21 protein-coding genes are annotated in these 25,735 nt (G+C 61.4%); 14 read left to right on the top strand and 7 right to left on the bottom strand.

Features of this window, described 5'->3' with window-relative positions; all coding sequences use genetic code 11:
- Positions 1-71 precede the first annotated feature (71 nt).
- The gene (locus JL39_RS16480; protein ID WP_037152718.1) at positions 72-2,381 is read left to right on the top strand and encodes a xanthine dehydrogenase family protein molybdopterin-binding subunit; all 2,310 of its coding nucleotides are present in this window, start codon (positions 72-74) and stop codon (positions 2,379-2,381) included.
- Positions 2,382-2,431: 50 nt separating this feature from the next.
- Complete coding sequence (locus JL39_RS16485) at positions 2,432-3,052, top strand: nucleoside triphosphate hydrolase (protein ID WP_081952894.1); 621 nt, start codon at positions 2,432-2,434, stop codon at positions 3,050-3,052.
- A 2-nt stretch (positions 3,053-3,054) separates the two neighbouring features.
- Here JL39_RS16485 and ugpC read toward each other — a convergent pair whose 3' ends face one another.
- The 4 genes from ugpC to JL39_RS16505 all read right to left on the bottom strand — a co-directional run bounded on the left by ugpC (position 3,055) and on the right by JL39_RS16505 (position 7,378).
- Positions 3,055-4,125: a sn-glycerol-3-phosphate ABC transporter ATP-binding protein UgpC gene (gene ugpC, locus JL39_RS16490; RefSeq protein ID WP_037152723.1), complete on the bottom strand. Its 1,071-nt coding sequence runs from the start codon at positions 4,123-4,125 to the stop codon at positions 3,055-3,057.
- 22 nt (positions 4,126-4,147) lie between these two features.
- A complete protein-coding gene (locus tag JL39_RS16495; protein ID WP_052182922.1) occupies positions 4,148-5,029 on the bottom strand; it encodes a carbohydrate ABC transporter permease in 882 nt (293 codons plus the stop codon).
- Positions 5,022-5,969, bottom strand: coding sequence for a sugar ABC transporter permease (locus tag JL39_RS16500; protein ID WP_037152726.1), 948 nt, complete (start codon positions 5,967-5,969; stop codon positions 5,022-5,024). Before JL39_RS16500 ends, JL39_RS16495 begins: the two co-directional genes overlap by 8 nt.
- A gap of 110 nt (positions 5,970-6,079) precedes the next feature.
- Positions 6,080-7,378, bottom strand: a complete 1,299-nt coding sequence (locus JL39_RS16505; RefSeq protein ID WP_052182923.1) for an extracellular solute-binding protein — start codon at positions 7,376-7,378, stop codon at positions 6,080-6,082.
- A 98-nt stretch (positions 7,379-7,476) separates the two neighbouring features.
- Between JL39_RS16505 and JL39_RS32815 the strand changes: the two genes are divergently transcribed.
- The 4 genes from JL39_RS32815 to JL39_RS16520 are packed head-to-tail and all read left to right on the top strand — an operon-like array spanning position 7,477 to position 10,606.
- Positions 7,477-7,611 (top strand): hypothetical protein, encoded by a 135-nt coding sequence (locus JL39_RS32815; protein WP_265105708.1) that lies wholly within the window; start codon positions 7,477-7,479, stop codon positions 7,609-7,611.
- Positions 7,608-8,807: an ROK family transcriptional regulator gene (locus tag JL39_RS16510; RefSeq protein ID WP_037152729.1), complete on the top strand. Its 1,200-nt coding sequence runs from the start codon at positions 7,608-7,610 to the stop codon at positions 8,805-8,807. Before JL39_RS32815 ends, JL39_RS16510 begins: the two co-directional genes overlap by 4 nt.
- Positions 8,808-8,843: 36 nt before the next feature.
- Positions 8,844-9,947 carry a Gfo/Idh/MocA family oxidoreductase gene (locus tag JL39_RS16515; RefSeq protein WP_037152731.1) on the top strand — a complete coding sequence of 368 codons (1,104 nt, stop codon included), beginning with the start codon at positions 8,844-8,846 and terminating at the stop codon, positions 9,945-9,947.
- Between the two features lie 17 nt (positions 9,948-9,964).
- On the top strand, positions 9,965-10,606 hold the full coding sequence (locus tag JL39_RS16520) for a ThuA domain-containing protein (protein WP_037152733.1): 642 nt from the start codon (positions 9,965-9,967) through the stop codon (positions 10,604-10,606).
- Between the two features lie 28 nt (positions 10,607-10,634).
- Here JL39_RS16520 and JL39_RS16525 read toward each other — a convergent pair whose 3' ends face one another.
- Both JL39_RS16525 and JL39_RS16530 read right to left on the bottom strand, forming a co-directional pair.
- The gene (locus tag JL39_RS16525) at positions 10,635-12,626 is read right to left on the bottom strand and encodes an alpha-glucosidase (RefSeq protein WP_037152736.1); all 1,992 of its coding nucleotides are present in this window, start codon (positions 12,624-12,626) and stop codon (positions 10,635-10,637) included.
- A 25-nt stretch (positions 12,627-12,651) separates the two neighbouring features.
- Positions 12,652-13,356 (bottom strand): GntR family transcriptional regulator, encoded by a 705-nt coding sequence (locus tag JL39_RS16530; protein ID WP_037152739.1) that lies wholly within the window; start codon positions 13,354-13,356, stop codon positions 12,652-12,654.
- 110 nt (positions 13,357-13,466) lie between these two features.
- Here JL39_RS16530 and JL39_RS16535 point away from each other — a divergent pair, with 110 nt between their 5' ends.
- The 4 genes from JL39_RS16535 to JL39_RS16550 all read left to right on the top strand — a co-directional run bounded on the left by JL39_RS16535 (position 13,467) and on the right by JL39_RS16550 (position 17,301).
- On the top strand, positions 13,467-14,624 hold the full coding sequence (locus JL39_RS16535; RefSeq protein ID WP_037152742.1) for an LLM class flavin-dependent oxidoreductase: 1,158 nt from the start codon (positions 13,467-13,469) through the stop codon (positions 14,622-14,624).
- 14 nt (positions 14,625-14,638) lie between these two features.
- On the top strand, positions 14,639-15,532 hold the full coding sequence (locus JL39_RS16540; RefSeq protein ID WP_037152745.1) for an aldo/keto reductase: 894 nt from the start codon (positions 14,639-14,641) through the stop codon (positions 15,530-15,532).
- Positions 15,529-16,056 (top strand): flavin reductase family protein, encoded by a 528-nt coding sequence (locus tag JL39_RS16545; protein WP_037152748.1) that lies wholly within the window; start codon positions 15,529-15,531, stop codon positions 16,054-16,056. Before JL39_RS16540 ends, JL39_RS16545 begins: the two co-directional genes overlap by 4 nt.
- Before the next feature lie 75 nt (positions 16,057-16,131).
- On the top strand, positions 16,132-17,301 hold the full coding sequence (locus JL39_RS16550) for a pyridoxal phosphate-dependent aminotransferase (RefSeq protein ID WP_037153671.1): 1,170 nt from the start codon (positions 16,132-16,134) through the stop codon (positions 17,299-17,301).
- Between the two features lie 209 nt (positions 17,302-17,510).
- Here the strand turns inward: JL39_RS16550 and JL39_RS16555 are convergent, their stop codons facing one another.
- On the bottom strand, positions 17,511-19,943 hold the full coding sequence (locus JL39_RS16555; protein WP_052182968.1) for a DNA translocase FtsK: 2,433 nt from the start codon (positions 19,941-19,943) through the stop codon (positions 17,511-17,513).
- Between the two features lie 151 nt (positions 19,944-20,094).
- Between JL39_RS16555 and JL39_RS16560 the strand changes: the two genes are divergently transcribed.
- The 4 genes from JL39_RS16560 (at position 20,095) to nirB (ending at position 25,728) form a co-directional block, all read left to right on the top strand.
- The gene (locus JL39_RS16560; protein WP_037152751.1) at positions 20,095-20,682 is read left to right on the top strand and encodes an ANTAR domain-containing response regulator; all 588 of its coding nucleotides are present in this window, start codon (positions 20,095-20,097) and stop codon (positions 20,680-20,682) included.
- Between the two features lie 37 nt (positions 20,683-20,719).
- A complete protein-coding gene (locus JL39_RS16565; protein ID WP_200883968.1) occupies positions 20,720-21,997 on the top strand; it encodes a CmpA/NrtA family ABC transporter substrate-binding protein in 1,278 nt (425 codons plus the stop codon).
- Between the two features lie 356 nt (positions 21,998-22,353).
- Positions 22,354-23,196: a formate/nitrite transporter family protein gene (locus JL39_RS16570; protein WP_037152757.1), complete on the top strand. Its 843-nt coding sequence runs from the start codon at positions 22,354-22,356 to the stop codon at positions 23,194-23,196.
- Between the two features lie 81 nt (positions 23,197-23,277).
- Positions 23,278-25,728, top strand: a complete 2,451-nt coding sequence (gene nirB / locus JL39_RS16575) for a nitrite reductase large subunit NirB (RefSeq protein ID WP_037152760.1) — start codon at positions 23,278-23,280, stop codon at positions 25,726-25,728.
- Positions 25,729-25,735 lie beyond the last annotated feature (7 nt).

Here is a 25,735-nt window from a genome sequence, read left to right on the forward strand (position 1 = left end):
TCCGATGCCTGCTTCGCAGTTGAATCTTGCAGAAAAGTTCGGCCCGGACCTGGCCGGCATGGGAGAGTGTTTTGAGCAGTGATCATGAGGTCTTCACCGGCCGCCGGGAAGACATGAGACTTGTGACCGGACAAGGCGTGTATACCGCCGACAATATATTGGAAGGCCAGTTCCACGCCGCCTTCTTGCGGGCGGACCTGCCGCATGCACGCATCGTTTCGATCGATGCAGATGCGGCTCTGGAAGCACCCGGCGTCCGTCTCGTACTGACGGGCAAGGACTCGCTCGAAGCGAACCTGATCGCCCCCGGACCGCTGGTCACCTTTCCCGGCGTCGACGGCATGAAGATCAGGGCGCCTGCCCGCTATGCCCTTTCGACCGACCGCGTGCGCTTCGTCGGCGAACCGGTCGCGATCGTGGTGGCCGACAGTGCCGATGCGGCGGCCGACGCGATCGAACTGATCTCCATCGAATATGAGGAGTTGCCGGCCGTCGTCGGCCCCGAGGCGGCTCTTGATGACGGTGCGCCGCAGATCTTCGATGATGTGCCGGGTAATCTCGTCTTCCTGCATGGCTTCGGCGACGAAGCCGCGACCGACGCAGCCTTCGCGAGCGCCGCACACATCTCGACGCTCACGGTCGAGTCGCAGCGCGTCGCCGCCAATCCCATGGAGCTCAAATCCTTCATCGCGGCCTACGACCCGGAAACGGACGTGTTCGACGTCTATTCCGCCAGCCAGGGCACGGGGCTTGCCGACGGGCTTGCCCGTTTCACCGGCCATCCTCCCGAAAAGGTCAGGCACCACATGGGCGATGTCGGCGGCAGCTTCGGCATCCGCGGCGCCGCCTATCCGGAATATGCGGCGATCATGCTTGCCGCGAAAAAACTCTGTCGCCCGGTGCGCTGGACCGCCAGCCGCACAGAGAGCTTCCTTGCCGACTACCACGGCCGCGCGGTAAAATTCACCGGCGAGCTTGCGCTCGGCGAAGACGGCAAGTTCCTTGCCATCCGCATGAATGTCGTGTGCGATCTCGGCGCCTATCACTCGCCGCCGGGCGCGCTGATCAACATATTGAACCCGATGCTGACCGGCACCGGCTGCTACCGGATTCCGACCGTCTTCGGACTCAACCGTCTCGCCTTCACGAACACCTCTCCGATCGCCGCCTATCGCGGCGCGGGACGCCCCGACATCAATTACATGGTCGAGCGGCTGGTCGACCAGGCCGCCGTCGATATCGGCATGGACCGTGTCGAGATCCGTCGCAGGAACCTGATCCCGGATGACGCCTATCCCTATCAGACTCCGACCACCGTCTACGACAGCGGCAGCTACATGGCCATGATCGAGGAAGCCGTCTCGATTTCAGATTGGAAGGGTTTCGAGGCGCGTCGGGAACAGTCCGAAAGGCAGGGCAATCTGCGAGGCATCGGCATGGGGATCTTCATCGAGCCATCCGGCGGCGGACACATGCCGGAGGAAACCGAGATCCGCTTCGAGCCCGACGGCACCGTGACGCTCTACACTCTTTCCGGTTCCGCCGGCCAGGGCCACGAGACGGTGTTCCCGCAACTGGTCGCTAAGGAACTCGGCATCGACGAGAACCTGATCACGCTGCGTGCCAACAGTGTCCACGCTCCTCACAAGCTGAAAGGCGCGGGTACGATGGGTTCGCGCAGCATGGCCTCACACGGAGCGTCGCTCACGGTTACCTCCCGCGAAGTGGTCAAGAAGGGCTTCAAGCTCGCAGCGGACGCGCTGGAAGCGTCCGAGAACGACATCGAATTCGACCACGGCCACTATAAGGTCGCCGGGACCAACCTTTCCATTTCGCTTATGGAACTCGCGGCCCGCAATGCCGCACGGGACGGCAATGCGCTCGACACGCTGGCGTCGATCCAGCCGGAGCGCAATTTTCCGGGCGGCGTGCATGTCGCGGAAGTGGAGATCGACCCGGGCACCGGCGAGACCAGGGTCATTTCCTATATCGGCGTCGACGATGCCGGGCATGTGATCAACCACACGCTCCTCGAAGGCCAGATGCATGGCGGCCTCGCCCAGGGGGCCGGCCAGGTGTTCGGCGAGCAGATCGTCTACGATGGCGAAAGCGGCCAGCTCCTGACCGCCACTTTCATGGACTATTTCATGCCGCGCGCCGACTTCATGCCGACGCCGCGCTTCTTCGACATGCCGGCGCCATCGCCCACCAACGTGCTCGGCGCCAAGGGCGGCGGAGAGGCCGGCACGACCGGAGCGCTGCCGACGCTGATGAACGCCGTGATGGACGCCCTGCGCCGGTCCGGCGTCAAAGAGTTCGATATGCCGGCAACGCCCTACAGGGTCTGGGCGGCCTTGAACTCGGCGGGTGCCAACGTCTGACGGAAGCGATAAAATCGTCCGGAGATGAGTCCCCTGCAGGATGTCGGATGATGAAACTGGACGATATTGCTGAAACCGTGATGAACCGCGCGAAAGACAAGCGACGGTTCATCGTCGCGATTGCCGGACCGCCGGGCGCCGGCAAATCGACCTTCGCCGATGCGCTGCGCGAAGCCCTCATCGCTCGCGGAGAAACCGTCGAGATTCTGCCGATGGACGGCTTCCATATGGACAACGGCATTCTGAGCGCGCGTGGCCTCCTGCCCCGCAAGGGCGCACCGGAGACATTCGACGTTCGCGGCTTTGCCGACATCCTCAAGGCCGTCCGACAGGCGGACGAGGAAGTGCTGGTGCCGGTCTTCGATCGGTCCCGCGAGATCGCCATCGCCTCGGCTCGCCCGATTGCGCCGGACACCCATATCGTGCTCGCGGAAGGCAATTACCTGCTGATCGACCACGCCCCCTGGTCGCGGCTCAAGGACATGTTCGATCTCACGATCTTTGTCGGCCCATCGGAAGACGTGCTGCGAGAACGGCTCATCGCGCGATGGATCCATCATGGCCTCGACGAAGCCGGCATCGCATGGAAACTCGACGGCAACGACCTGCCGAACGCGCGCTATATCATCGCCAATTCGCGGCCTGCCGATATCCGGCTGGAGATATTCTGAAATTACAGCGCGACACCGCTCTCGCGGTCGAAGACATGCACCTGTTCAGCGGGAATATTGGCCTCGAACCGCGCGCCGTAGCGGGCCGGATATTCGCCGTCGACGATCGCCACGACCGGCTGGCCGGCAAGGTCGAAGACCACATGTGTCTGCGCCCCGGTCGGCTCGACCAGCAAAGTCTGCCCCGCGAGCACCGTCCCGCCCACGCCGGGGCTCAAGTGTTCGGGGCGCAGACCGACCTTGATCGCCTGGCCGCGCTTCACCTTGCGGTCCGCCGCGATGCGGATCGCCGTCCCGTCGCTGAGGCGCGCCGCCGGTTCGCCCCCCTCGCCGTCCACCGTGCCATCGAGGATGTTCATGGCCGGCGAGCCGATGAAGGCGGCGACGAAGAGATTGGCCGGCTTCTTGTAGAGCTCCATCGGTGTACCTTCCTGCTCCATCCGGCCTTGATTCAGCACGACGATGCGGTCGGCGAGCGTCATCGCCTCGATTTGGTCGTGGGTGACGTAGATCGAGGTGGTACCGACCTTCTGGTGAAGCGTCTTGATTTCTGAGCGCATCTGCACACGCAGCTTCGCGTCGAGATTGGAAAGCGGCTCGTCGAACAGGAAGACGGCAGGGTTGCGGACAATCGCCCGGCCCATAGCGACGCGTTGCCGTTGGCCGCCGGAGAGCTGAGCCGGCTTGCGATCGAGAAGCGGCATGAGGTCGAGCATGCGGGCCGCCTCATTGACTCGTTCGGCGATCACCGGTTTCGGCGCACCGGAAAGGCGCAGGTTGAAACCCATGTTTTCCGCCACCGTCATGTGCGGATAGAGCGCATAGGACTGGAATACCATGGCGATGTTGCGTTCGCGCGGCGTCAGATCGTTGACCACCGCATGGTCGATGACGACATCGCCGGCCGTGATCTCTTCAAGCCCGGCGATCATCCGCAGCAGCGTCGATTTTCCGCAGCCGGATGGGCCGACCAGGGCGATGAACTGGCCGTCTTCGATCGACAGGGAGACACCATGGATCACTTCGAGCGAGCCGTAGGCCTTGCGGACATTCTTGAGTTCGACGGATGCCATGATAATACCTCCGATCCTGCGCTCAGGACTTCACCGCACCGGCGGTGAGACCGGCGATGATGTGCTTCTGGGCGAGAAAAAAGACGATGATGGTCGGCAGGATGGTGAGCGTGATGAAGGCGAGCACCAGATGCCATTCGGTGCTGAACTCTCCCTTGTAGACCATGATGCCGAGCGGCCAGGGATAACGGCTTTCGGAATTCAGCAGGATGAGCGGCAGGATGTAGCTGTTCCAGCTTCCGACGAAGGAGATGATGCCGACGGTCGCGACGATCGGACGCGACAATGGCAGCGTCACGTGCCAGAAGAAGCCGAAATAGCCGCAGCCATCGACGAAGGCCGCGTCGAAAAGCTCCACCGGCAGGCCACGGAAATAGTTGCGGAACAGGATGATGCTCATGCCGAGCCCGAAGGCCACCTGCGGCAGCACGACGCCCCAATAGGTGTCGAGCAGACCGAGATCGCGAATGCGGATATAGAGCGGCAATATGGCGGTGGCAGCCGGAAACATCAGGCCGGTCAGGAAATAGTTCAGCAGATAGTCCGAGCCGAAAAAGCGGATATGGGCGAAACAGAAGGCCACCATTGCCGCAAAGGTCAGCGTCAGGAACACGGTGAGCGCGGCGATGAGCAGGGAATTGCCCATCTGCAGCCAGTAGCGCTGGCTGGTGATGATGTCGCCGTAATTGCTCCACTGCCATTCCGACGGCAGGCCAAAGGGATTACCCCTCAGATCCGACAGCGTCTTGAAACCGCCGAGCGCGGTGCTCACGAGTGGAACGATGACCAGGGCAGCGACGACAATCAGGCAGACATAGAGATAGGTCCTGGTCCCGACGGAGAGCCTGCGGCCGCCCGTCTGCTCCGTTGCTGCGTCGATCGGTGGTGCGGCAATATCAGTCATGGCGCATGAATATCCGCTTGTAGCTGAAGGCGAGGGTCACGCAGATGACGAACAGGATCACGCCGACGGCGCTGCCGAAACCGATCTGCATGCGCGTCACGCCGAAATTGTAGAGAAATGTCACGATAGTCTGCGTGGCGTTCGATGGCCCACCGCCGGTGAGCGGCATGATCATGTCGAAGAGATGCAGCGAGCCGACGACCGCGAAGAAAACCGACAGCCGGACGGTGGAACCGAGCAGCGGCAGGGTGACCAAGCGGAACTTCTGCCAGCCGGACGCGCCGTCGATATCGGCGGCTTCGAGTACGCTCTTGTCGATCGCCTGGAGCCCTGCGATGAACAGCATCATGTGGAAGCCGAAATATTTCCAGACCACCACGGCGAGGATCGCATACATCGCTGTGTCGCGGTCGGCCAGCAGGAACGGCGCCTCGAAACCGAAGAAATGGGCGATACCGGCGGCGAGGCCAAAATCGCCGTCATAGACGAAGCGCCAGATCATGCCGGCGGCGACATCGGCCAGCACATAAGGCAGGAAGAAGATCAGCCGGAAGAACAGCGCGCCACGGATGCGGGTCGTCACCATGGTGGCGAGCCAGAGCGCCAGGGGAATCTGCAAGGCAAGCGAGACGAGGATGATGAGGCCGTTGTTGATCAGCGCCTGGATGAACGCGCTGTTGCGCAGAACAAGCTGATAATTGCGCCACCCGACCCATTGGGTCGGCAGGCCGTAACCGTTCCAGTTGTAGAAGGAATACCAGGCAGCCTCCCCCATCGGCAGGATGACCAGCACGGTGAACAGCAGGAGAGCCGGCGGCAGGAAGAGTACGAGCACCGGCCACTTGCTTTTCGCAAACGAGCGACGGCGGCGATTGGTTCGGCCGGTGATGCCAGCGCCTGAGGCGGGCAGCGATTTGGCCAATATTGACGTCGTATTCATCGGTATGGTCGCGGCTCCCCGACTGCCGGTGGCGGTCGCTCATGACATGAATGACATCTGACTCGTTCCGGCACCGCGATCGGCGATGCGGTGCCGGTAAAGATCAGGACTTACGGGTTCTCAAGCGAAAACGCGTCCTGGATCTGCTGGGCGGCGTCCGCCGGGGACTGCTGGCCTGAAACGATGGCGACCGACATGTCGTTGACGACGGCCCCGACATTGGGCCCAAGATCCTGATCGAGGAAGTTCTGGTGCCACGTCTCGTTGGCGATCGCCTCCGCGGCGACCTTCAGAAGCGGGTCGGACACGGCATCGCTTGCGCCCTTGGCCACGGGAAGGATCTTCGCATCCCGGGCCAGCTTTCGCTGCACATCCGGGCTGCTGAAATATTTCAGGAACTCTTCGGTCTCGGGCGGCGCGTTCTTGGTGATCGTCCAGCCGTTGATGCCGCCGAAATTGTCGGTGACGACCCCCGGCGCGCCGTCAAGCGCCGGGAAAGGGAACCTGCCGATGTTCTCCACCGGCAATCCCTTGCCGCTGGTGGAATTGACGGCTTGGGTGCCGGGCGTGTTTTCGAAGCTCAGGATAATGGCGGCACGCCCGTCGCCAAACGCCGCGAGCGCATCGTTCCAAGTAGCACCGAGATAGCCGTTCTGGAACGGTTCGAGCTTGCCGAGCTCAGCCAGATATTCGCCTGCCTTGACGAAGGGCTCGCTGGCGAAACCATCACCCTTGCCCGCTTTGGCGTCGACGAACCCCTGGTGGCCGGCTTGACGCATGGCAAGATAGCTCCAGTAGAAATGGAGAGGCCACTTGTCGCCGCCGCCACCGGCGATTGGCGTAATGCCGGCTGCCTTGAGCTTCTTGACGGCATCGGTGAAATTACCCCAGGTCTTGATCGTGGAAGCATCGACACCGGCCTTCTGGAACAGTTCCTTGTTATAGTAGAAAGCGACGACGCCGGTCCTGAAGGGTGCTGCCCAGACCTTGTCGTCGAAGGTCAGCGCATCGACGGCCGCCGCGTTGATCGTGTTTCGCCAGGCGCCGCCATCGGCATCAAGCGCCCCTGTGACGTCGCGCAGCATGCCGGTTTGCGCCTGCGCCTTCAAAACGCCCCCACCCCATGTGTAAAACATGCTCGGCGCTTCGGACGACTGCAGCAGGGTCGGGATCTTCGCCTTGAAGGCCTGGTTCTCCAGGAATTTCATCTCGATCTTGACGCCCGGATGGTCCTTTTCGAACTGCTCGGCAATGCCGCGCCAGACCTCGATCACGTTTGGTTGGGCCTCCACATACATCCATGTGATGACCGATTCCGCAGCTGCGACTGCGGCGCTTGCCATAAGCGCGGCGGCCCCCAGGGCCGCGACCTTGAACCTGCGTATTCCGTGTGTTCTGATGATAGCCATAATCGCACTCCTCCCGTAGCGCTTTATTTCTGCATCCGGATTAAATAAACGCGGACGTTAGCAATCTGTCAATACCTTGCCCAGAGAAGCGGCCTTGAATGCGCGAAAATGCGGCCTTTACAGAAATTCCTGTTGCACTTATGCGAAATTCCGCTCTAGAAGAAAGTGAATTTAATTTGCCTGGCGTAAAAAATCCGCAGGCACTGATTGGGTTCTGGATGCCTGCGCAATGAAGACTGCCGATCCCGAATTGATGCGCGCCATCAACCGTTTGAGCGTGCTGGATACGATCCGGCGACATGGACCTATTTCCCGGGTGGAGATCAGCGAACGCACAGAACTCTCGACCACCACCGTTTCGGCGATCACCGCATCCCTTCTCGACGACGGGCTGATCCTGACCCGCCATGAAGGCGATATCCGCAACGCGGCCGCGCGTGGTCGCCCCCGCGTCATGCTGGAGGTCAATCAGGACGCCGCCCGCGTCGTCGGCGCCAAGATCGCCGCAAGCCGCATGGTCTTCGTCGTCGCCAATTTCCGCGGCGACGTGCTTTCGACGCTGACGCTGCCGATCCGCATCGACCGGCAGCCGATCGCGGTAATCGCTGATCTTGTCGAGGATGGCGTGCGTCGCTGCGTTGTAGATGCCGGCCTCTCGCTGGAGGATGTCGACAGCGTTTGCCTCGGCATTCCCGGCGTCGTCGAACACCGCACCGGCCATATCCGATCGAGCCCGATCTTTCGCGAAGTCAATATTGATTTTGCTGCAGAAATGTCAGCGCGCCTGTCGACGCCGACGATTATCGAGAGCGACGCGCACGCCATCACGCTTGGCCACCACTGGTTCGGCAAGGCCCGTGAGCTGGAAGACATGGTTCTGGTCTCGCTGGAGCAGACGCTGGGGCTCGGCGTATTGCATCGCAATCGGCTCTTTCGCGGTGCCGGCGGCCTCAGCCACAATCTCGGAGACCTTGTGCTCGGCATCGGCCCACAAGGCGTCATACGCCTTTCAAGTCAGGCGGGAGAGAGCGCCATTCTGGGTGAACAGCAGACTGATGGGCGTTTCGCCGAAGCGATACGGCTCGGTCGCGGTATGACCCATGTCCAGGCGCTGATCCAGGCCGATGACGACCGACTGATCACCGCGGCGGTACGTGCCGGCGAGGCAATCGGACTGACGATCGCCAATATCGTCACGCTGTTCGCGCCGCCGCGCGTGATCCTCGTCGGGTCGTCGCTGGCGCTTGGAGAGCCATTTCTCAACAGTTTGCGCGATGCCTATGCGCTTGCCATTCCACCGTCGCTTAAGGGTGTCAGCGAGCTCGTATTCGACGATTCCACGGACGATTTCTGGGCTCAGGGCGCTGCCGCCGTCGCGCTTTACGAGCTTTACGAATCGCCCTGGAGCACCACGGGACCGGCGCTCTGACGCATCGAACAGGCAGAATTCATCGGGAGGAGAATGATGGACAAAGTCGGTATCGGCATCATCGGATGCGGCAATATTTCGGGCGCCTATCTGAAGGCGATGACCTCCACCTTTCCGATCCTCGACATTCGCGGGCTGGCCGACCTCAATCGCGATCTCGCCGAGGCCAAGGCTGCCGAATTCAATCTGCAGGCAAAGGCTGTCGCTGATCTGCTGGCTGATCCGAAAGTCGAGATCATCGTCAACCTGACCATCCCGAAAGCGCATGTCGCGGTTGGACTGCAGGCGCTGGAAGCCGGCAAGCACACCTATTCGGAAAAGCCGCTCGGCATTAATTTCGCGGAAGGGAAAAAACTGGCCGATACCGCCAGGGCAAAAGGCCTGCGCATCGGCGCAGCGCCCGATACATTCCTCGGCGGCGGCCACCAGACCGCCCGCGCGCTCATGGACCAGGGCGTCATCGGCATTCCGGTCGGCGGCACGGCCACCTTCATGTGCCCCGGCCATGAGCGTTGGCACCCGAACCCCGCCTTCTATTACGAGGTCGGCGGCGGCCCGATGCTGGACATGGGGCCGTACTACATCACCGATCTCGTCAATCTCCTCGGCCCTGTCGCGCAGGTCGCGGGCTTTGCGATCACCCCGCGCAAGGAGCGCACCATCACCAGCGAACCGCGCAACGGCGAGCGCATTCCCGTGCATGTGCCGACCCATGTGGCGGGCGTGATGCGCTTCGCCAACGGCGCGGTCGTGCAGATCGGCATGAGTTTCGATGTCGCCGGCCACAAGCATGTACCGCTCGAAGTCTATGGTACCGAAGGTACGCTGATTGTGCCGGATCCGAACCGTTTCGCCGGCCCGGTCGAATATCTGAAGAAGGGCGGCCAGTTCGAGGACCAGCCGGTCACCATGCCCTATGCGGACGGCAATTACCGTTCGATCGGCGTCGCCGACATGGCCTATGCGATCCGCTCCAATCGCCCGCACCGGGCGAACGGCGATCTGGCCTTGCATGTACTGGAGGTCATGGAAGCCTTCCACACGGCAGCCGCGGAAGGCCGGACGATCACCATCACCACTGCAACGGAACGCCCGGCACCCCTGTCGGAGTCGCTGATCGACGGCCTGCTGGCCTTATGATTTTGGAGGAGAAGAAAATGCGCGAAGCACTGATCGTCTGGGGCGGCTGGAGCGGCCACGAGCCGCAGGAATGCGCAGCCATTATCAAGGACATGCTCGAAGAGGATGGTTTCAAGGTCTATCTGGAACATTCGACCGAAGCCTTCGCCGATCCCTCGATCCATGATCTCAGCCTGATCGTGCCGATCATGACCATGTCGAAGATAGAGAAGGAAGAGGTGAAGAACCTCGCCGCGGCCGTACAGAACGGCGTCGGCATCGCCGGCTACCATGGCGGCGCGGGCGACGCTTTCCGCGATTCCGTCGATTACCAGTTCATCATCGGCGGCCAGTGGGTGGCCCATCCCGGCAACATCATCGACTACACCGTGAACATCACCCGGCCCGACGATCCCTTGATGGAAGGGATCAGCGATTTCCCCTACACGTCCGAGCAGTATTACATGCATGTCGACCCCTCGAATGAGGTCCTCGCCACGACCACCTTCACCGGCGATCACGCATACTGGATTGACGGCGTCGTCATGCCGGTGGTGTGGAAGCGGAAATACGGCAAGGGCCGCGTCTTCTATTCGTCGCTCGGCCATCAGGCGAAGGAATTCGATGTGCCGCAGATGAAGACGATCTTTAGACGTGGAGCGAATTGGGCGGCGCGGTGATATCCAATTTGAGGACGGCTCGCCGCCCTCAAATTTCCCTCAATGTCGCAAAAATCTCCGCAAACGCTGCATCCTTGCGATAAAGCACCGGCGGACTACCGATCGGCGAGGCGACGGTCACTTCTTGCCCGCCCGAAAACGCCTCACCGCTCCAGACATGCACCCACTCCGCACCCTCCGGCAGATATACGGTGCGTTTCTCCTGCGCCGCATGCCAGACCGGCGCCACCAGCAGTTCAGGGCCGTAAAGATAGGCATCCTGGATGGGATAGGTCCTTGGATCGTACTCGTAGTGCAGGAAGAGCGGTCGCTGGACCGGCAGGCCGCGGGCAGCCGCCTCCTTCGACAGCGTTTTCAGATAGGGCGCCAGATGCACGTAGATCCGCGTCATCCGTGCGAAATGCGCGAGCACCTCCGGATCCTGGTCGATCTGGATGTTGTCGCGCGGCCGGTTTCCCTCATGCGTGCGCATGACCGGCGTGAAGGCGGCCATCTCCGCCCAGCGCATCAGAAGTTCGGAAGTTCGGACATTGCCGAACAAGCTTGTGTAACCGCCGATATCGGAATGGTGGTAGGCGTTGCCAAGCAGGCCTGACGAAAGCGCCGCGCATATGACGGTGACGAGGCCGTCGTGACGGGAGAAATCCACCGACTGATCGCCGCCCCACAGCAGCGGACAATGTCTCTGCACGCCCGTAAAACCCGCGCGCATGAAGAACAGTGCCTCGCCGGTCTTGCCGCGGCTCGCCACCGCCCTGGCATTGACCTCGGCCCAGAGCACCGGCCAGGCATTGTGCATCAGTTTGGCGTCGATGCCGTTCGAAAGTTCCACGTCGATCGGCAGGTATTCGCCGAAATCGGCCATCCAGCCGGAAAGCCCGAAATCGAGCATGCGCCGCCCGATGATCTCCTCGGCAAACCAATCGGCAGCTTGCCGGTTGGTGAAGTCGATCACGCCGCAATCGAACTCGCCGAAATCGACAATTGCTGTACGGCCGAGCTGGTCCTTGGCGAAATAGCCGGCCGCCTCAGCTTCCGGAAACAAAGTCCCGTCGACGGAGAGATAGGGATTTACATAGCCGAGAAAGCGAATGCCCTGGTCGTTCAGCTCGGCGATGCGATGCCGCAGGCCCGGATACCGCTCGTCGTTCGCCTGCCAGTCCCAGAAGAGGCGTGAGCCGAACGAGGTCTGGCGGATGCCGACCCAATCCTCGCACCAGAGGCCGGAGATCTGCACACCGGCCTGCCGCATCCTTGCCAGCCGGTCGAAGGAGTTGATGCCGTCCTTGAGGCCGATGATCGCCCCGTTGTAAACCCACTCCGGCAATTCCGGCTGCCGCCCGAAACGCAGCGACAATGCTTCCACCAGTTCGATGAAGGTCGGCGCGGAATAGAACTCGATCCGTTCCGGAACCGCCCAGACTTCGATCTCATGGAATGCCTTGCGACGGAAATCGAAGACGGAATAAGCGGAAGTCTCCACATGCAACGCGTAACGCGCCGAGGAGATATAGGTCGGCTGCGGGTAATTGGTGTTGTAATAATCGCCGCCCGCCTTGTCCTTCAGGTTGGATTTGAAGGTGATCTCGCTCGTCTTGTCGCGCCCGACTCCAGGTTCGGAGGTCCAGAGCGGAAAACGGCGGCCGCGCATGTCGAAATAGGACATCTGTTCGCCGCCGCCCCAGACATGCTCGTCGCTCTCCGCAGGGATGCGAATCCAGAGGCGGTTGATGGTGTCGTCCAGCGATCGGAAGTGGATCACAGAATCCGAGATCGTCAGTTCCAGGCGCGGCGCGCGGCCCTTCGCCTCCGACAGGCTGATCCTGTTGTCCTCGATCTCCACATGCCTGAGCGGACTGCGCTCTTCGATATAGTCTTCGACCTCGAAATTGCCGCGATACATCTCCATCCTCTCCTGGCCATGACCGATGAAAATGGACGGCGAGGAGGCGCCGTGACGCAGGATCAGGCGTCCGTTCAGCGAGATGGAAAAGCCGTCTGACGTCGTTTCGAATTTCATACGTGTGTTGCTCAATTCGGATGACCTACCTGAGCCGCGACACGTAACGCGCCACGGAATGGTCGAACCATGTATGGGAAACCTCAGCCACCACGCCATCCTGCGCCTGGCTCATGCGCAGCACATGAGGGACCGGCGCGCCCGGCTTCGGTCCGAAGACCGGCGGCGCCCATTCGGGCACACTATCGAGGCCGATCCTGTCTTCCGCCCGGCCGATCCAGAGGCCAAGCCGGCTGCGATAGTAGAGATAGAGGGATTCCGAGAGGTCTTCCGGCGTGATCGCCGATATATAGGAGCCGTCGAGCCAGATCTCCTCCAGCGCCGCCACCTTCCCCGACAGTTTTCGGACCCGCCGAATCCTGTGTCCCTCCGGGGAAAAGCCGAACCCCGGCAGGTCCTTCGGTTTGTCGAGCCGAACAATATCCAGAACCTCGGCCGTAGGCAGCCCCCCACCCTGGATGAGCTCCAGCCGGAACATGGCATAGACGCTCTTCGGGTCGCTGATCGCCCGGATGTAGTTGCCCGACCCCTGCACCCGGTCCAGAAGCCCACGGCTCTGCAGTTCCGCCAGCGCCTTGCGCAGCGTGCCGACTGCAATCCCGAGCTCAGCCGCCAGATCGCGTTCCGGCGCGAGCTTCTCGCCGTCGACCAGCCGGCCGGCCGCGATGTCGCGCACGAGCAGTTCGGTGATCTGCAGATAGATCGGCAGGCTGCCCGGATGGCTTTCCATGAACTCCTACTCCCCTCCCCAGGAACCGTGAACTTAAATTGATACATCATTGATCTACATCAAATCGGATGTTATGCAAGTGACAATCGTCAAACGCGGAGGAGGAACTGATGACCGTCGTACCCATCACATCGCCGGATCTCGATGCGGCCGAGGTTTCCTGGTTCGCCGCTCTCTGCTCCGATGACTATGCCTATCTCGGGGTGCCGGACGACGCGCTCAAATCGAGCTTCGAACACTGCTCCGATATCGTGAAGCGCGCCGAAACTCTGGGTTTTCGCAATATCCTCTGCCCATCCTCCTATCAGGTGGGTCAGGACACATTGAGCTTCGTCGCAGCCTGTTCGCAGATCACCGACAGGATCAATTTTCTGGCGGCCATCCGCTGCGGCGAGATGCAGCCGATCATGCTCGCCCGCACAGTCGCGACGCTCGACCACATGCTGAAGGGCCGGTTGACGCTCAACGTCATCAGCTCGGATTTCCCGGGCGAGGTTGCCGACAGCGCCTTCCGCTACCGCCGCAGCCATGAGGTCGTGCAGATCCTGCGCCAGGCCTGGACGCGCGACACGATCGATCATGAGGGCGAGGTCTACAACTTCAAGGGACTCACCACCGATCCGGCGAGACCTTACCAGCAGAACGGTGGGCCGCTCCTCTATTTCGGCGGCTACTCTCCAGACGCGCTGGAGCTCTGCGGCGCCCAATGCGACGTTTATCTCATGTGGCCGGAACCCAAGGAACAGATAGCCGAGCGCATGAAGGCGGTTCATGCCCGCGCTGAGGCGCATGGCCGCACGCTCGATTATGGCCTGCGCATCCATATGATCGTCCGTGATACCGAGCAAGAAGCCCGCGAATATGCCGAACACCTCGTCTCGAAACTTGATGACGAATACGGCCAGCTGATCCGCAACCGCGCCCATGACAGCACCTCGCTTGGCGTATCGCATCAGGCTCGAACCCGCGAACTCGCCGACAAGTTCGGCTATGCCGAGCCGCATCTCTGGACCGGCATCGGCCGGGCGCGTTCGGGTTGCGGCGCGGCGCTCGTCGGCTCGGCGGACCAGGTTCTTTCCGAGATCGAGGAATACAGGAAGATGGGTATCCGGGCCTTCATCTTTTCCGGCTATCCGCATCTCGACGAGGCGGAACATTTCGGCCAGAAGGTGCTGCCGCAGATGAAAACCTGCTCGCTGCCCCATGTCTATGGCCGGGTCCCGGCCGAAACACCCGCAACACCGCTCGGCGCAGGGATACGATACTAATGGGAAAACCACTGATGGACCGCATCCAACTTTCGCCAGAACTCGAACTGAGCCGTCTCGTCTACGGCCTGTGGCGCATCGGCGACGATGCAGACACCTCGCCGAAACATGTCCAGGCCAAGGTCGAAGCCTGCCTGGCGCAGGGTATCACCACCATGGACAATGCCGATATCTATGGCGGTTACACGGCCGAGGCGATCTTCGGCGCGGCGCTGAAGGCTTCGCCTTCGCTGCGCGGCAAGATCGAGATCATCACGAAATGCGGCATCGTTGCGCCGGCCGGCCGGCATTCCGCGGTTCGCGGCAAGCACTATGATACCAGCGCCGAGCATATCAACGCGTCGGTCGAAGCCTCGCTGCGGGATATGGCGACCGACTACGTCGACCTCCTGCTGATCCACCGTCCCGATCCGTTCATGGATCCCGATGAAACGGGACCGGCGCTCGATGCCCTTGTCGCATCCGGAAAGGTGCGCGCCGTCGGTGTCTCCAATTTCCGGCCTTACGATTTCTCGTTGCTGCAGTCCTCGATGGAATCCCAGCTCCTCACCAACCAGATCGAGATCAGCCTGCTGGCGACGGATGCCTTCACGAATGGCGACCTCGCCTATCTGCGGGAACGTGCCATTGCGCCGATGGCCTGGTCGCCGCTCGGCGGTGGTTCACTCTTCAAGCCGGAAAATGCGGCATTGATCGAGGTGCTGGAACGCATCGCGGTCGAACAAGGTGTCGACGCCACCGCCGTCGCAGTCGCCTGGCTGCTTACCCATCCGGCCAATATCCTGCCGGTGCTCGGCACCAACAATCCCGACCGCATCAAGAAGATCGGCGACGCTACGAAAGTGGCGATCGACCGCCAGACCTGGTTCGAACTCTATACCGCGGCTATCGGAAAGCCTGTGCCATGACGATATCCGCCAACGCCACCCATGGACCCAACGAACAGGTCTTCGTTCCGGACGCATCAACCGCCAGGCATTACCGCGATGCGCTCGGTGCGTTCACGACAGGGGTGACGGTGGTGACGGCAAGAACACCCGACGGGCCGATCGGCATGACGGTGAACAGTTTCACCTCCGTGTCGCTCGACCCGCCGCTCGTCCTTTGGTCTCCCGCAAAAAGCTCGTCCCGCCACGGTGCCTTCACGGCGGCCGACCATTTCGCCATCCACGTGCTGAGCGCCGAGCAAGACCGCTTGAGCACCCGCTTCACCCGCGGCGGTTTGGGCTTCGACGATCTGCATTGGCTGGAAAACCTCGAAGGCGTGCCGGTCATCCCAGGCACGCTGGCCCGCTTCGAGTGCAAACTCTCCTCCATGCACGATGCAGGCGACCACACGTTGATCCTCGGCAGGGTGCTTCGCGCCGCTCATCGCGAGGGCGATCCCTTGTGTTTCTCCCGCGGCACATTCGGCCGTTTTCAAGGCCACTGAAGTCGGAAAAATATTGACCGGCGCATGGGCCGGGCCTACGCAGGAAAACACCCTTCCAGCATCGACAGGCCCTCCATGACCATCATCAGACCGGATATCAGCGCCCGCGCCGCGGCAGCGCCACGCAGCGGCATCGGAGAGATCGTCACCCACGCCCGCGGCCGGGAAAACCTGATGCCGCTCTGGATCGGCGAAGGCGACCTGCCGACGCCGGATTTCATCACCCGCGCGGCCAGCGAGGCCCTGCTCGCCGGCGAGACCTTCTACACCTGGACACAAGGCATTCCACCGCTTCGTGAAGCGATCGTCCGCTATTACCGGCGGCACTACGGCACCAGCCTGTCGACCGACAATATCTATGTCACCGGCTCAGGTATGCAGTCGATCGTTCTCGCCATCCAGACGGTCGCCTCCGCCGGCAACGAGATCATCCATCTCTCGCCCGCCTGGCCGAATGTGGTGAACTCGATCGGTGTCGCGGAAGCCAAGGCCGTGCCCGTCCAACTGGGTTTTGCTGACGGCCGCTGGGTGCTCAACATAGAACGCCTGAAGGCGGCGATCACGCCGAAAACCAGCGCGCTGTTCATCAATTCGCCATCCAATCCAACCGGCTGGACGGCTACGCATGAAGACCTGAAGGCGATCCTCGAACTTGCCCGCAAGCACGGCCTTTGGATCATCGCCGACGAGATTTACGGCCTCTATTATTTCGAGGGCGCCCGCGCGCCGTCCTTCATGGACGTCATGGAGCCGGAAGACCGGATCATCTTCGCCAATTCCTTCTCCAAGAACTGGTGCATGACCGGATGGCGCGTCGGCTGGATGGTGGCGCCTGCCGAGATCGGCCAGACGCTGACCAACCTCATCCAGTATTCGACCTCGGGTGTTGCGCAGTTCATGCAGAAAGGCGCGATCGCCGCCCTTGAAGAGGGCGACGATTTCATCCGTTCGAATATCGAGCGAGCGCGAAAATCGCGCGACATTCTCTGCGATGCGCTGATCGCCACCAACCGGGTGGAAACGCGCAAACCGGAGGGAGCCCTCTACGCGTTCCTGAAGATCGACGGTGTCACAGACAGCCGTGAGGAAGCGTTCAGGATCGTCGACAAGACAGGCGTCGGCATGGCGCCGGGCACCGCCTTCGGTCCGGGCGGTGCAGCCTTCATGCGCGCCTGCTATCTGCGCGATCCGCTGCAGATCGAAGATGCAGCAAGCCGGCTGAGCGACTATATTCGCAGGCGTTGAGGCTTATCGAGAAATCAAGCGCGATCCCCTCACTTGCAATTTCTAACACTTAGCTTCGCTAAGATGTTGAAATCGCTTTCTCTCCCACAAGGGGAGAGAAACCGGTGCCGGAAGCTCGGCGCCTACCTCTCCCCTTTGTGGGAGAGGTTACAAAATCAGCATCTTAGCGAAGCTAAGTGCTAGATTTTGTTGGTGAAGGGATCCTCACCTCACTCCTCAAAACCGTCCTGCACCGCCGCACTCGATCGCCCGCCCGTGATGATCTCGCGCTTGCCGACGTGATTGGCTGGACCGACCAGACCCTCCTTCTCCATGCGTTCCACCAGCGACGCGGCACGATTGTAACCGATCGACAGGCGCCGCTGGATATAGGAGGTCGAGCACTTCCGATCCTTCATGACCACCTTGACGGCCTTTTCGTAGAGCTCGTCGGTGTCATCACCGCCCATGGCGCTCTTGTCGAAGACAGCTTCCTGCGAAACCTCCTCTTCCTCGGCCTCCTCTTCGTCCTCCGTGACCGTGCCGAGATAATCCGGCCGCCCCTGTGTCTTGAGGTGACGGACAACCGATTCCACTTCTGCATCGGAGACGAACGGCCCGTGGACGCGGGAAATCCGGCCGCCGCCCGCCATATGCAGCATGTCGCCCTGGCCGAGCAGATGTTCGGCCCCCTGCTCCCCGAGGATCGTGCGGCTATCGATCTTCGAAGTGACCTGGAAGGAAATACGGGTCGGGAAATTCGCCTTGATCGTGCCGGTGATGACGTCGACCGAGGGACGCTGGGTTGCCATGATGAGATGGATGCCGGCGGCACGTGCCATTTGCGCCAGCCGCTGGATCGCGCCTTCGATATCCTTGCCGGCGACCATCATCAGGTCGGCCATCTCGTCGACGATGACGACGATATAGGGCATCGGCGAAAGATCCATCTCCTGCTCCTCGTAGAGAAGCTCGCCAGTCGTGCGATCAAAGCCCGACTGGACGCTGACGGTGATCACCTCTCCCTTATCGCGGGCGCTTGCGGCACGCTGGTTGTAGCCGTCGATATTGCGAACGCCGAGGCGCGACATCTTGCGATAGCGATCCTCCATCTCGCGCACCGCCCATTTCAACGCCAGCACGGCCTTTTTCGGATCGGTCACGACCGGCGTCAAAAGGTGCGGAATGCCATCATAGACCGAGAGTTCGAGCATCTTCGGGTCGATCATGATCAGCCGGCATTCCTCCGGACGCAGCCGGTAGAGAAGCGACAGGATCATGGTGTTGATCGCGACCGATTTACCCGAACCGGTCGTGCCTGCAACGAGCAGATGCGGCATCTTCGCGAGTTCGGCGATCACCGGCTCGCCGCCGATCGTCTTGCCGAGGCAGAGTGCCAGCCGGTGCTTTGTCTCCCAATAGTCCTCACATTCGATCAGTTCGCGAAAATAGACCGTCTCGCGCGTTGCGTTCGGCAGTTCTATGCCGATGACGTTACGACCCGGCACCACGGCAACGCGGGCGGACAGGGCCGACATCGACCGGGCGATATCGTCCGACAGGCCGATGACGCGGGAAGATTTGACGCCCGGCGCGGGCTCGAATTCGTAGAGCGTGACGACCGGACCCGGCCGCACGTCGATGATCTCTCCGCGGACGCCGAAGTCTTCGAGAATGCTTTCGAGCAAACCGGCACTCTGTTGCAGGGTGTCGGGCTGCATCGCCTGGCCGCGCTCGCCCCGCGGCTCCTGCAAAAGCGAGATCGGCGGGAATTCGTATTTCGCCACCGCCGGACGGACCGTCTGCGGGCGTGCCTTTTCCGGATGCGGCACCGGCACGGAGACTGTCGCGGGAAGGGGGCGCGCAGGCTCCGCCGCAACCGGGGCTTCCGCCCCGATGACCGGCCGAGGAGTTTGAGGAGTTGGCTGCGCAGGCTCCACCGGCTCTGGCGTATTGACTTGCTCCGGTCTCGGAGACGGCGCAACCATCACCGTCCTGATTGCTGCCTTCCGCGGCACTTCGCGGTAAAGCGCCGCGACCGAGCCGGTCAGCTCCGGAACGATACGGGACACGCCCGGCTCAGCTGGCGCAATTGCCGGCTCGGCTATGGTTGGTCCCTCAAGCTCAAAGGGCATGGCATCCCAGAAAGCATAGTCGGAGATCGCAATGTCGCGCCGGGCCGAGGTGGCTACCGGCATTTCCTGAACGGGTTCCGGCATGGCAACCTCAATGAAATTTTCGGGCATTGCGGCAGTTTCTGGCATTTCCGCCGCGTTCTGCCGCATCGTCGTCGCAAGCCGTTGCAGGCCGGCAATCTGTTCGATCGGCTCTGGTATCTCCTGCGCGGCATCCGCATCATTCGCCGCCGTTTCAAAGATTTCGGACGGGAAGGCCTCAAAATGCTCGGCCTGTTCTTCGTGCGTCAGCACCTTGGGCGGCTCGAACGGTTCCGGCTTGCGATTCGGAATCTTTTCCGGCGTCCGCGTGAAGCGCACGTTCGGCGCCAGACGGAAAGCCGCTTGCCAGGGCGCCTGCTCCACGACGGGCTGGTTGAATTCCGCCAGACTTTGCTGGCGAATGTTCTGCCGCGCTCCGTCGACTGCATCGTCTTCAGCGCTGGCCTGGTCGGAACTCTGAGGGAAATTATGACGAGAAAATTGCATGAGAACCGGACGAAATACGAGAGTGGCACATGCTTCCATGAAGTAAAAAATAAAGGTTAACCGGTTCTTTCCGTCCGGCCAAAGATGGAACAAATCCACAAATGTGATCGTGGGCTTGCCAAGGTTGCTGCACTGCGGCAACACTATAGGAATGTCAGCGCCCGATCTCACCATTCTGGTTATCGACGAAAATGCCATCCGCGCTTCCATCATCGAGGAAGGGCTGCGGGAGGCTGGGCATGGCAATGTCACGGTCATCCATGAGGTAAATGGGGTTGCCCGGATCGTCGAGACGCTGAGGCCGGACGTCATCGTCATCGACATTGAGAACCCGAACCGCGACATGATGGAGCACCTGTTCCAGCTCACCCGCACGGTGAGCCGGCCGATCGCCATGTTTGTCGACCGCTCCGACACGGCCTCGATCGAAGCCGCCGTCGAGGCCGGCGTCTCGGCTTATGTGGTTGATGGTTTGAAGAAGGAGCGCGTCAAGCCGATCCTCGACATGGCCGTGAGCCGCTTCAACGCCTTCAGCCGCCTGCAGCGCGAACTTGCGGATGCCAGATCGGCGCTGGAAGAGCGCAAGGTCATCGAGCGTGCCAAGGGGATTCTCATGAAGATGCGAGGCTTGTCGGAGGAGGATGCCTTTGCGCTGCTGCGCCAGACAGCCATGAACGAGAAGAAGAAAATGTCGGAGATCGCCCAGAGCGTGGTGACTGCGGCCGGGCTATTGATGTGATGGTTTCGAGTAGGAAAGTGTCCCGGAGACTGCCGGAGTGAATATGATGACGAAGATCAGCCAAACCGGAAGCAATCTCTCCGCACCCTCTCGTTCCAATGGCGAAGGTCCAAAAGTGCTGCGCGCCGGTTTCATTCCGTTGGTCGATGCCTCCGTGCTGATCGCGGCAGCCGAATTCGGTTTTGCCAAAAAGGAGGGATTGACGCTCGATCTGGTGAAGGACGTCTCCTGGGCCAACGTGCGGGACCGCCTCGCCTTCAGGCAGTTCGATATCGCCCATATGCTGTCGCCCATGCCGGTCGCCTCCATGCTTGGTCTCGGCTCCAACCCCTCACCCACCATTGCACCGTTCTCCCTCGGCCGCGGCGGTAATGCCATCACGCTTTCGATCCGGCTGTTCGAGCGGATGTGCGAAGTCAGCGGGATTTCGGAGACGGCGGGCGCGCTGGAAAACGCCCAGGCGCTCGCAAAGGTGCTGCAGGTCATAAAGGAGCGCGGCGAACCGCTGCCGACGCTCGGCATGACCTACCCCTTCTCGTCCCACAACTACGAGTTCCGCTATTGGCTCGCCGCCGGCGGCATCGATCCCGACCGCGACGTGAAGCTCATCGTGGTACCGCCGCCGCTGACTTCCGACGCACTGGCCGCCGGTGCCATCGACGGCTTCTGCGTCGGCGCGCCGTGGAACATGGTGGCCTCCGGACGGGGCGTCGGCCGTATCGTCGCCGCCAAGCAGGACATCTGGCCGTCCGCACCGGAAAAGGTCATCGGTATGCGACCGGAATGGGCCGAAAGCCATCCGGAGACCGTCTCACGGCTCATTGTTGCGCTGGATGCCGCGGCGCGCTGGTGCGACGACGCCGAAAACCATGACGCTTTGGCCGAGGCGCTGGCCGATCCGCGCTTCATCGCGGCCCCCGTCGATATCATCCGCCATGTGCTTGCCGGCGAATTCAGTCTGGACGCCAAAGGCAACCGCCGGGTCATCGCCGACTATTTCACGTTCCATCGCGATTTCGCGAACTATCCGCGGCCGAACCATGCGCTGTGGATTTACAGCCAGATGATCCGTTGGGGCCAGACCACCTTCAGCGAGGCAGGCCTGAATTCGGCTAAACGCGCCTATCGTCCTGATCTCTATCGGAAAGCTCTAGGCATCGGCCCGGACGATTCCGATATCGGCCTCGAAGGCGACAGAGAGGGCGACCGCTTCATGGACGGGCACGTTTTCGACCCCTCGAACATGCCAGCCTATGTCGAAAAATTTGCCGTCCGCAGTGCTCTTGCAAGCCATTTCGACAGCCATGAAATCTAACAGGGATTGGCATCTGCACATCCCTGATGCTCTCATTTCAGCAATCGCACAAAAATATTGCACAGAAGCCACTCGCCGATAATTTAAGCGAGAAGTTTAACAGGATAAGATTCCAATTGTTTTCAGATATTTACTGAAAAACCAAGGAATTGGCACGCGGTTTGCTTCATAGTTTCTGCACCGGTCAATGGCGATCGGCGCGGATGAGCGCGCCATAAGCGTTTACACAGACATTGACGTCGCAAGGTTTTGCTGTCCGGGACACCTCCCTTCCCGTGGACGCAAACTCCGAGCGGCGTTTTTTTGTGCTGAATTTCTGGTCATCGGCCACGTCCAAGACAACAAGGGGAATTGAAATGGCCTACGTCACGCCCGCCGATTTCGTCACCAAAATGATTGATGCCGGCGAATCCAAGATCTTCATGTCCACCCGGGACACGCTCATCCGCGCCTATATGGCGGGGGCGATCCTGGCACTGGCGGCCGCCTTTGCGGTCACCATCAATGTCCAGACCGGACAGCCGCTCGCCGGCGCCATCCTGTTCCCGGTTGGCTTCTGTTTGCTCTATCTGATGGGCTTCGACCTTCTGACGGGCGTCTTCACACTTGCGCCGCTCGCGCTCATAGACAAGCGCCCCGGGGTCACCCCCGGCGGCGTCTTGCGCAACTGGAGCCTCGTCTTCATCGGCAATTTCGCCGGCGCGCTGACGGTGGCGGTGATGATGGCCATCGTCTTTACCTTCGGCTTCACCACCGAACCGAATGCGGTCGGTCAGGCGATCGGCCATATCGGCGAAGGCCGGACGGTGGGCTACGCGGCCCACGGCGCCGGCGGCATGCTGACGCTCTTCATTCGCGGCGTCCTGTGCAACTGGATGGTCTCCACCGGCGTCGTTGCCGCCATGATGTCCACCTCGGTATCCGGCAAGGTGATCGGGATGTGGATGCCGATCATGCTGTTCTTTTATATGGGCTTCGAGCACTCCATCGTGAACATGTTCCTCTTCCCCTCGGGTCTGATGCTCGGCGGCAAGTTCTCGATCGTGGACTACTTCATCTGGAACGAGATCCCCACCGTGGTCGGCAACCTGGTCGGCGGCCTCGCGTTCGTAGGCCTCTCTCTGTATGCGACGCATTCCCGCACGGCTGCAAAGCGGGCGTCGATGGCAAAGACCCCGGCCCTCGTCGCCGCTGAATAACGCCACCTTATGGGCTCTGCAGATCAGGCAGAGCCCATCCCCCAGGCTGCATCAGCAGAAATCTGATGGAGAAATGAGCACATGACCGAAAAACTCGTCATCATCGGCAATGGCATGGCCCCGGGGCGCATGCTGGAGCACCTCTTCGAACAGGCGCCCGGCCGCTTTGAGATCACGATCTTCAACGCCGAACCGCGCGTCAACTACGACCGCATCATGCTCTCACCGGTCCTTTCCGGCGAAAAGACCTATGAGCAGATCGTTATTCACGGCGACGGCTGGTACATCGATCATGGCATCACCCTCTACAAGGGTCACAAGATCGTCGCGATCGACCGTGAAAAGAAGACCGTAACGTCTGATCACGGCGTTACCGAACGCTACGACAAGCTGGTGATCGCCACCGGCTCTGTACCGTTCATCATCCCGGTGCCGGGCAAGGACCTGCCGGGCGTCATCACCTATCGCGACCTCGATGACGTCAACGCCATGCTGCTCGCCGCCCAGTCGCGCGAGAAGGCAATCGTCATCGGCGGCGGCCTTCTAGGGCTCGAAGCCGCGGCCGGCCTTGCCCAGCGCGGCATGGATGTGACCGTATTGCATGTCATGCCGACGTTGATGGAACGTCAGCTCGACCCCGCCGCCGGCTATCTGCTGCAGAAGGCCGTCGAGGAGCGCGGCATCAAGGTCCTCTGCAAGGCCAACACCAAACAGATCATCGGCAACGGCAAGGTCGAAGGCGTTGAACTGGACGACGGCCGTGTCATCCCGGCAACTCTCGTCGTCATGGCCGTCGGCATCCGCCCGAATGTGACGCTCGCCAAGGAAGCCGGCCTTGCCGTCAACCGCGGCATTGTCGTCGACGCCGGCATGGGAACCTCGGATGGAGATATTCTGGCGCTTGGCGAATGCGCCGAGGTCGGAGGCCAGGTCTATGGCCTCGTCGCGCCGCTCTATGAAATGGCCCGCGTCGCAGCGGCTCATCTTGCGGGTGAGACGACGGCCGGCTTCGTCCATCAGGACACACCGACAAAGCTCAAGGTAACGGGCATCGACCTTTATTCGCTCGGTGACTTCGCCGATGGTGACGACCGGCAGGAAATCGTGCTTCGCGATGCGACCGCCGGCGTCTACAAGCGCCTCGTCATCAAGGACAACCGCATTATCGGTACCGTTCTCTATGGCGAGACATCCGACGGCGCCTGGTTCAACGATCTGAAGAAGAAGGCGACCGACATCTCCGAGATGCGCGACACGCTGATCTTCGGCCAGGCCTATCAGGGAGGATCCCCGCTGGACCCTATGGCGGCCGTTGCAGCCTTGCCGGATGATGCTGAAATCTGCGGCTGCAACGGCGTCTGCAAGGGCAAGATCACTGCGACGATCACTGCCAAGGGCCTGACCTCTCTGGACGACGTGCGCGCCCATACCAAGGCGTCGGCCTCCTGCGGCTCCTGCACCGGTCTCGTCGAACAGCTTATGGCACTCACTCTCGGCGACAAATACAATCCCGCAGCCGTGCAGCCCATGTGTCCCTGCACCGAGCTTGGCCATGACGATGTGCGCCGACTCATCAAGGCAAAGAAGCTGAAGACCATTCCGGCCGTCATGCAGGAACTGGAATGGAAGACGTCCTGCGGCTGCGCCAAGTGCCGTCCGGCACTCAACTACTACCTCGTCTGCGACTGGCCGGACGAATATGCCGACGACTACCAGTCGCGCTTCATCAACGAACGCGTCCACGCCAACATCCAGAAGGACGGCACCTATTCGGTCGTGCCGCGCATGTGGGGCGGCGTGACCAATTCGCAGGAATTGCGTGCGATCGCCGATGTGGTCGACAAATTCGCCATTCCGATGGTGAAGGTAACCGGCGGCCAGCGCATCGACCTGCTCGGCGTCGAGAAGGAAGACCTTCCCTCCGTCTGGGCCGATCTCGGCAAGGCCGGTTTCGTTTCCGGCCAGGCCTATGCCAAGGGGCTTCGCACCGTAAAGACCTGCGTCGGCTCCGACTGGTGCCGCTTCGGCACCCAGGATTCGACCGGACTGGGCATCCGCATCGAGAAATTCATGTGGGGGTCCTGGACGCCGGCAAAGCTGAAGATGGCCGTTTCCGGCTGTCCCAGAAATTGCGCCGAGGCGACCTGCAAGGACATCGGCGTCATCTGCGTCGATTCCGGTTTCGAGATCCACTTCGCCGGCGCCGCCGGCCTCGACATCAAGGGCACGGAGGTGTTGGGCCTCGTCAGGACCGAGGACGAGGCGCTCGAGCATATCGTCGCGCTGACCCAGATGTATCGCGAGCAGGCCCGGTATCTGGAGCGCATCTACAAGTGGGCCAAGCGCATCGGGCTCGACGAGATCCGCCGGCAGATCATGGAGGATCACGACAAGCGCAAGGCCTATTACGAACGTTTCGTGTTCTCCCAGAAGTTCGCGCAGGTCGATCCCTGGTCGGAACGTGTTTCCGGCAAGGACAAGCACGAGTTCAAGCCGATGGCGACCGTCGGTTATCCGCAGGCGGCCGAGTGATGGAGTT

It is taken from the genome of Rhizobium sp. YS-1r (assembly GCF_000757525.1).
Classification (GTDB): Bacteria; Pseudomonadota; Alphaproteobacteria; order Rhizobiales; family Rhizobiaceae; genus Neorhizobium; species Neorhizobium petrolearium.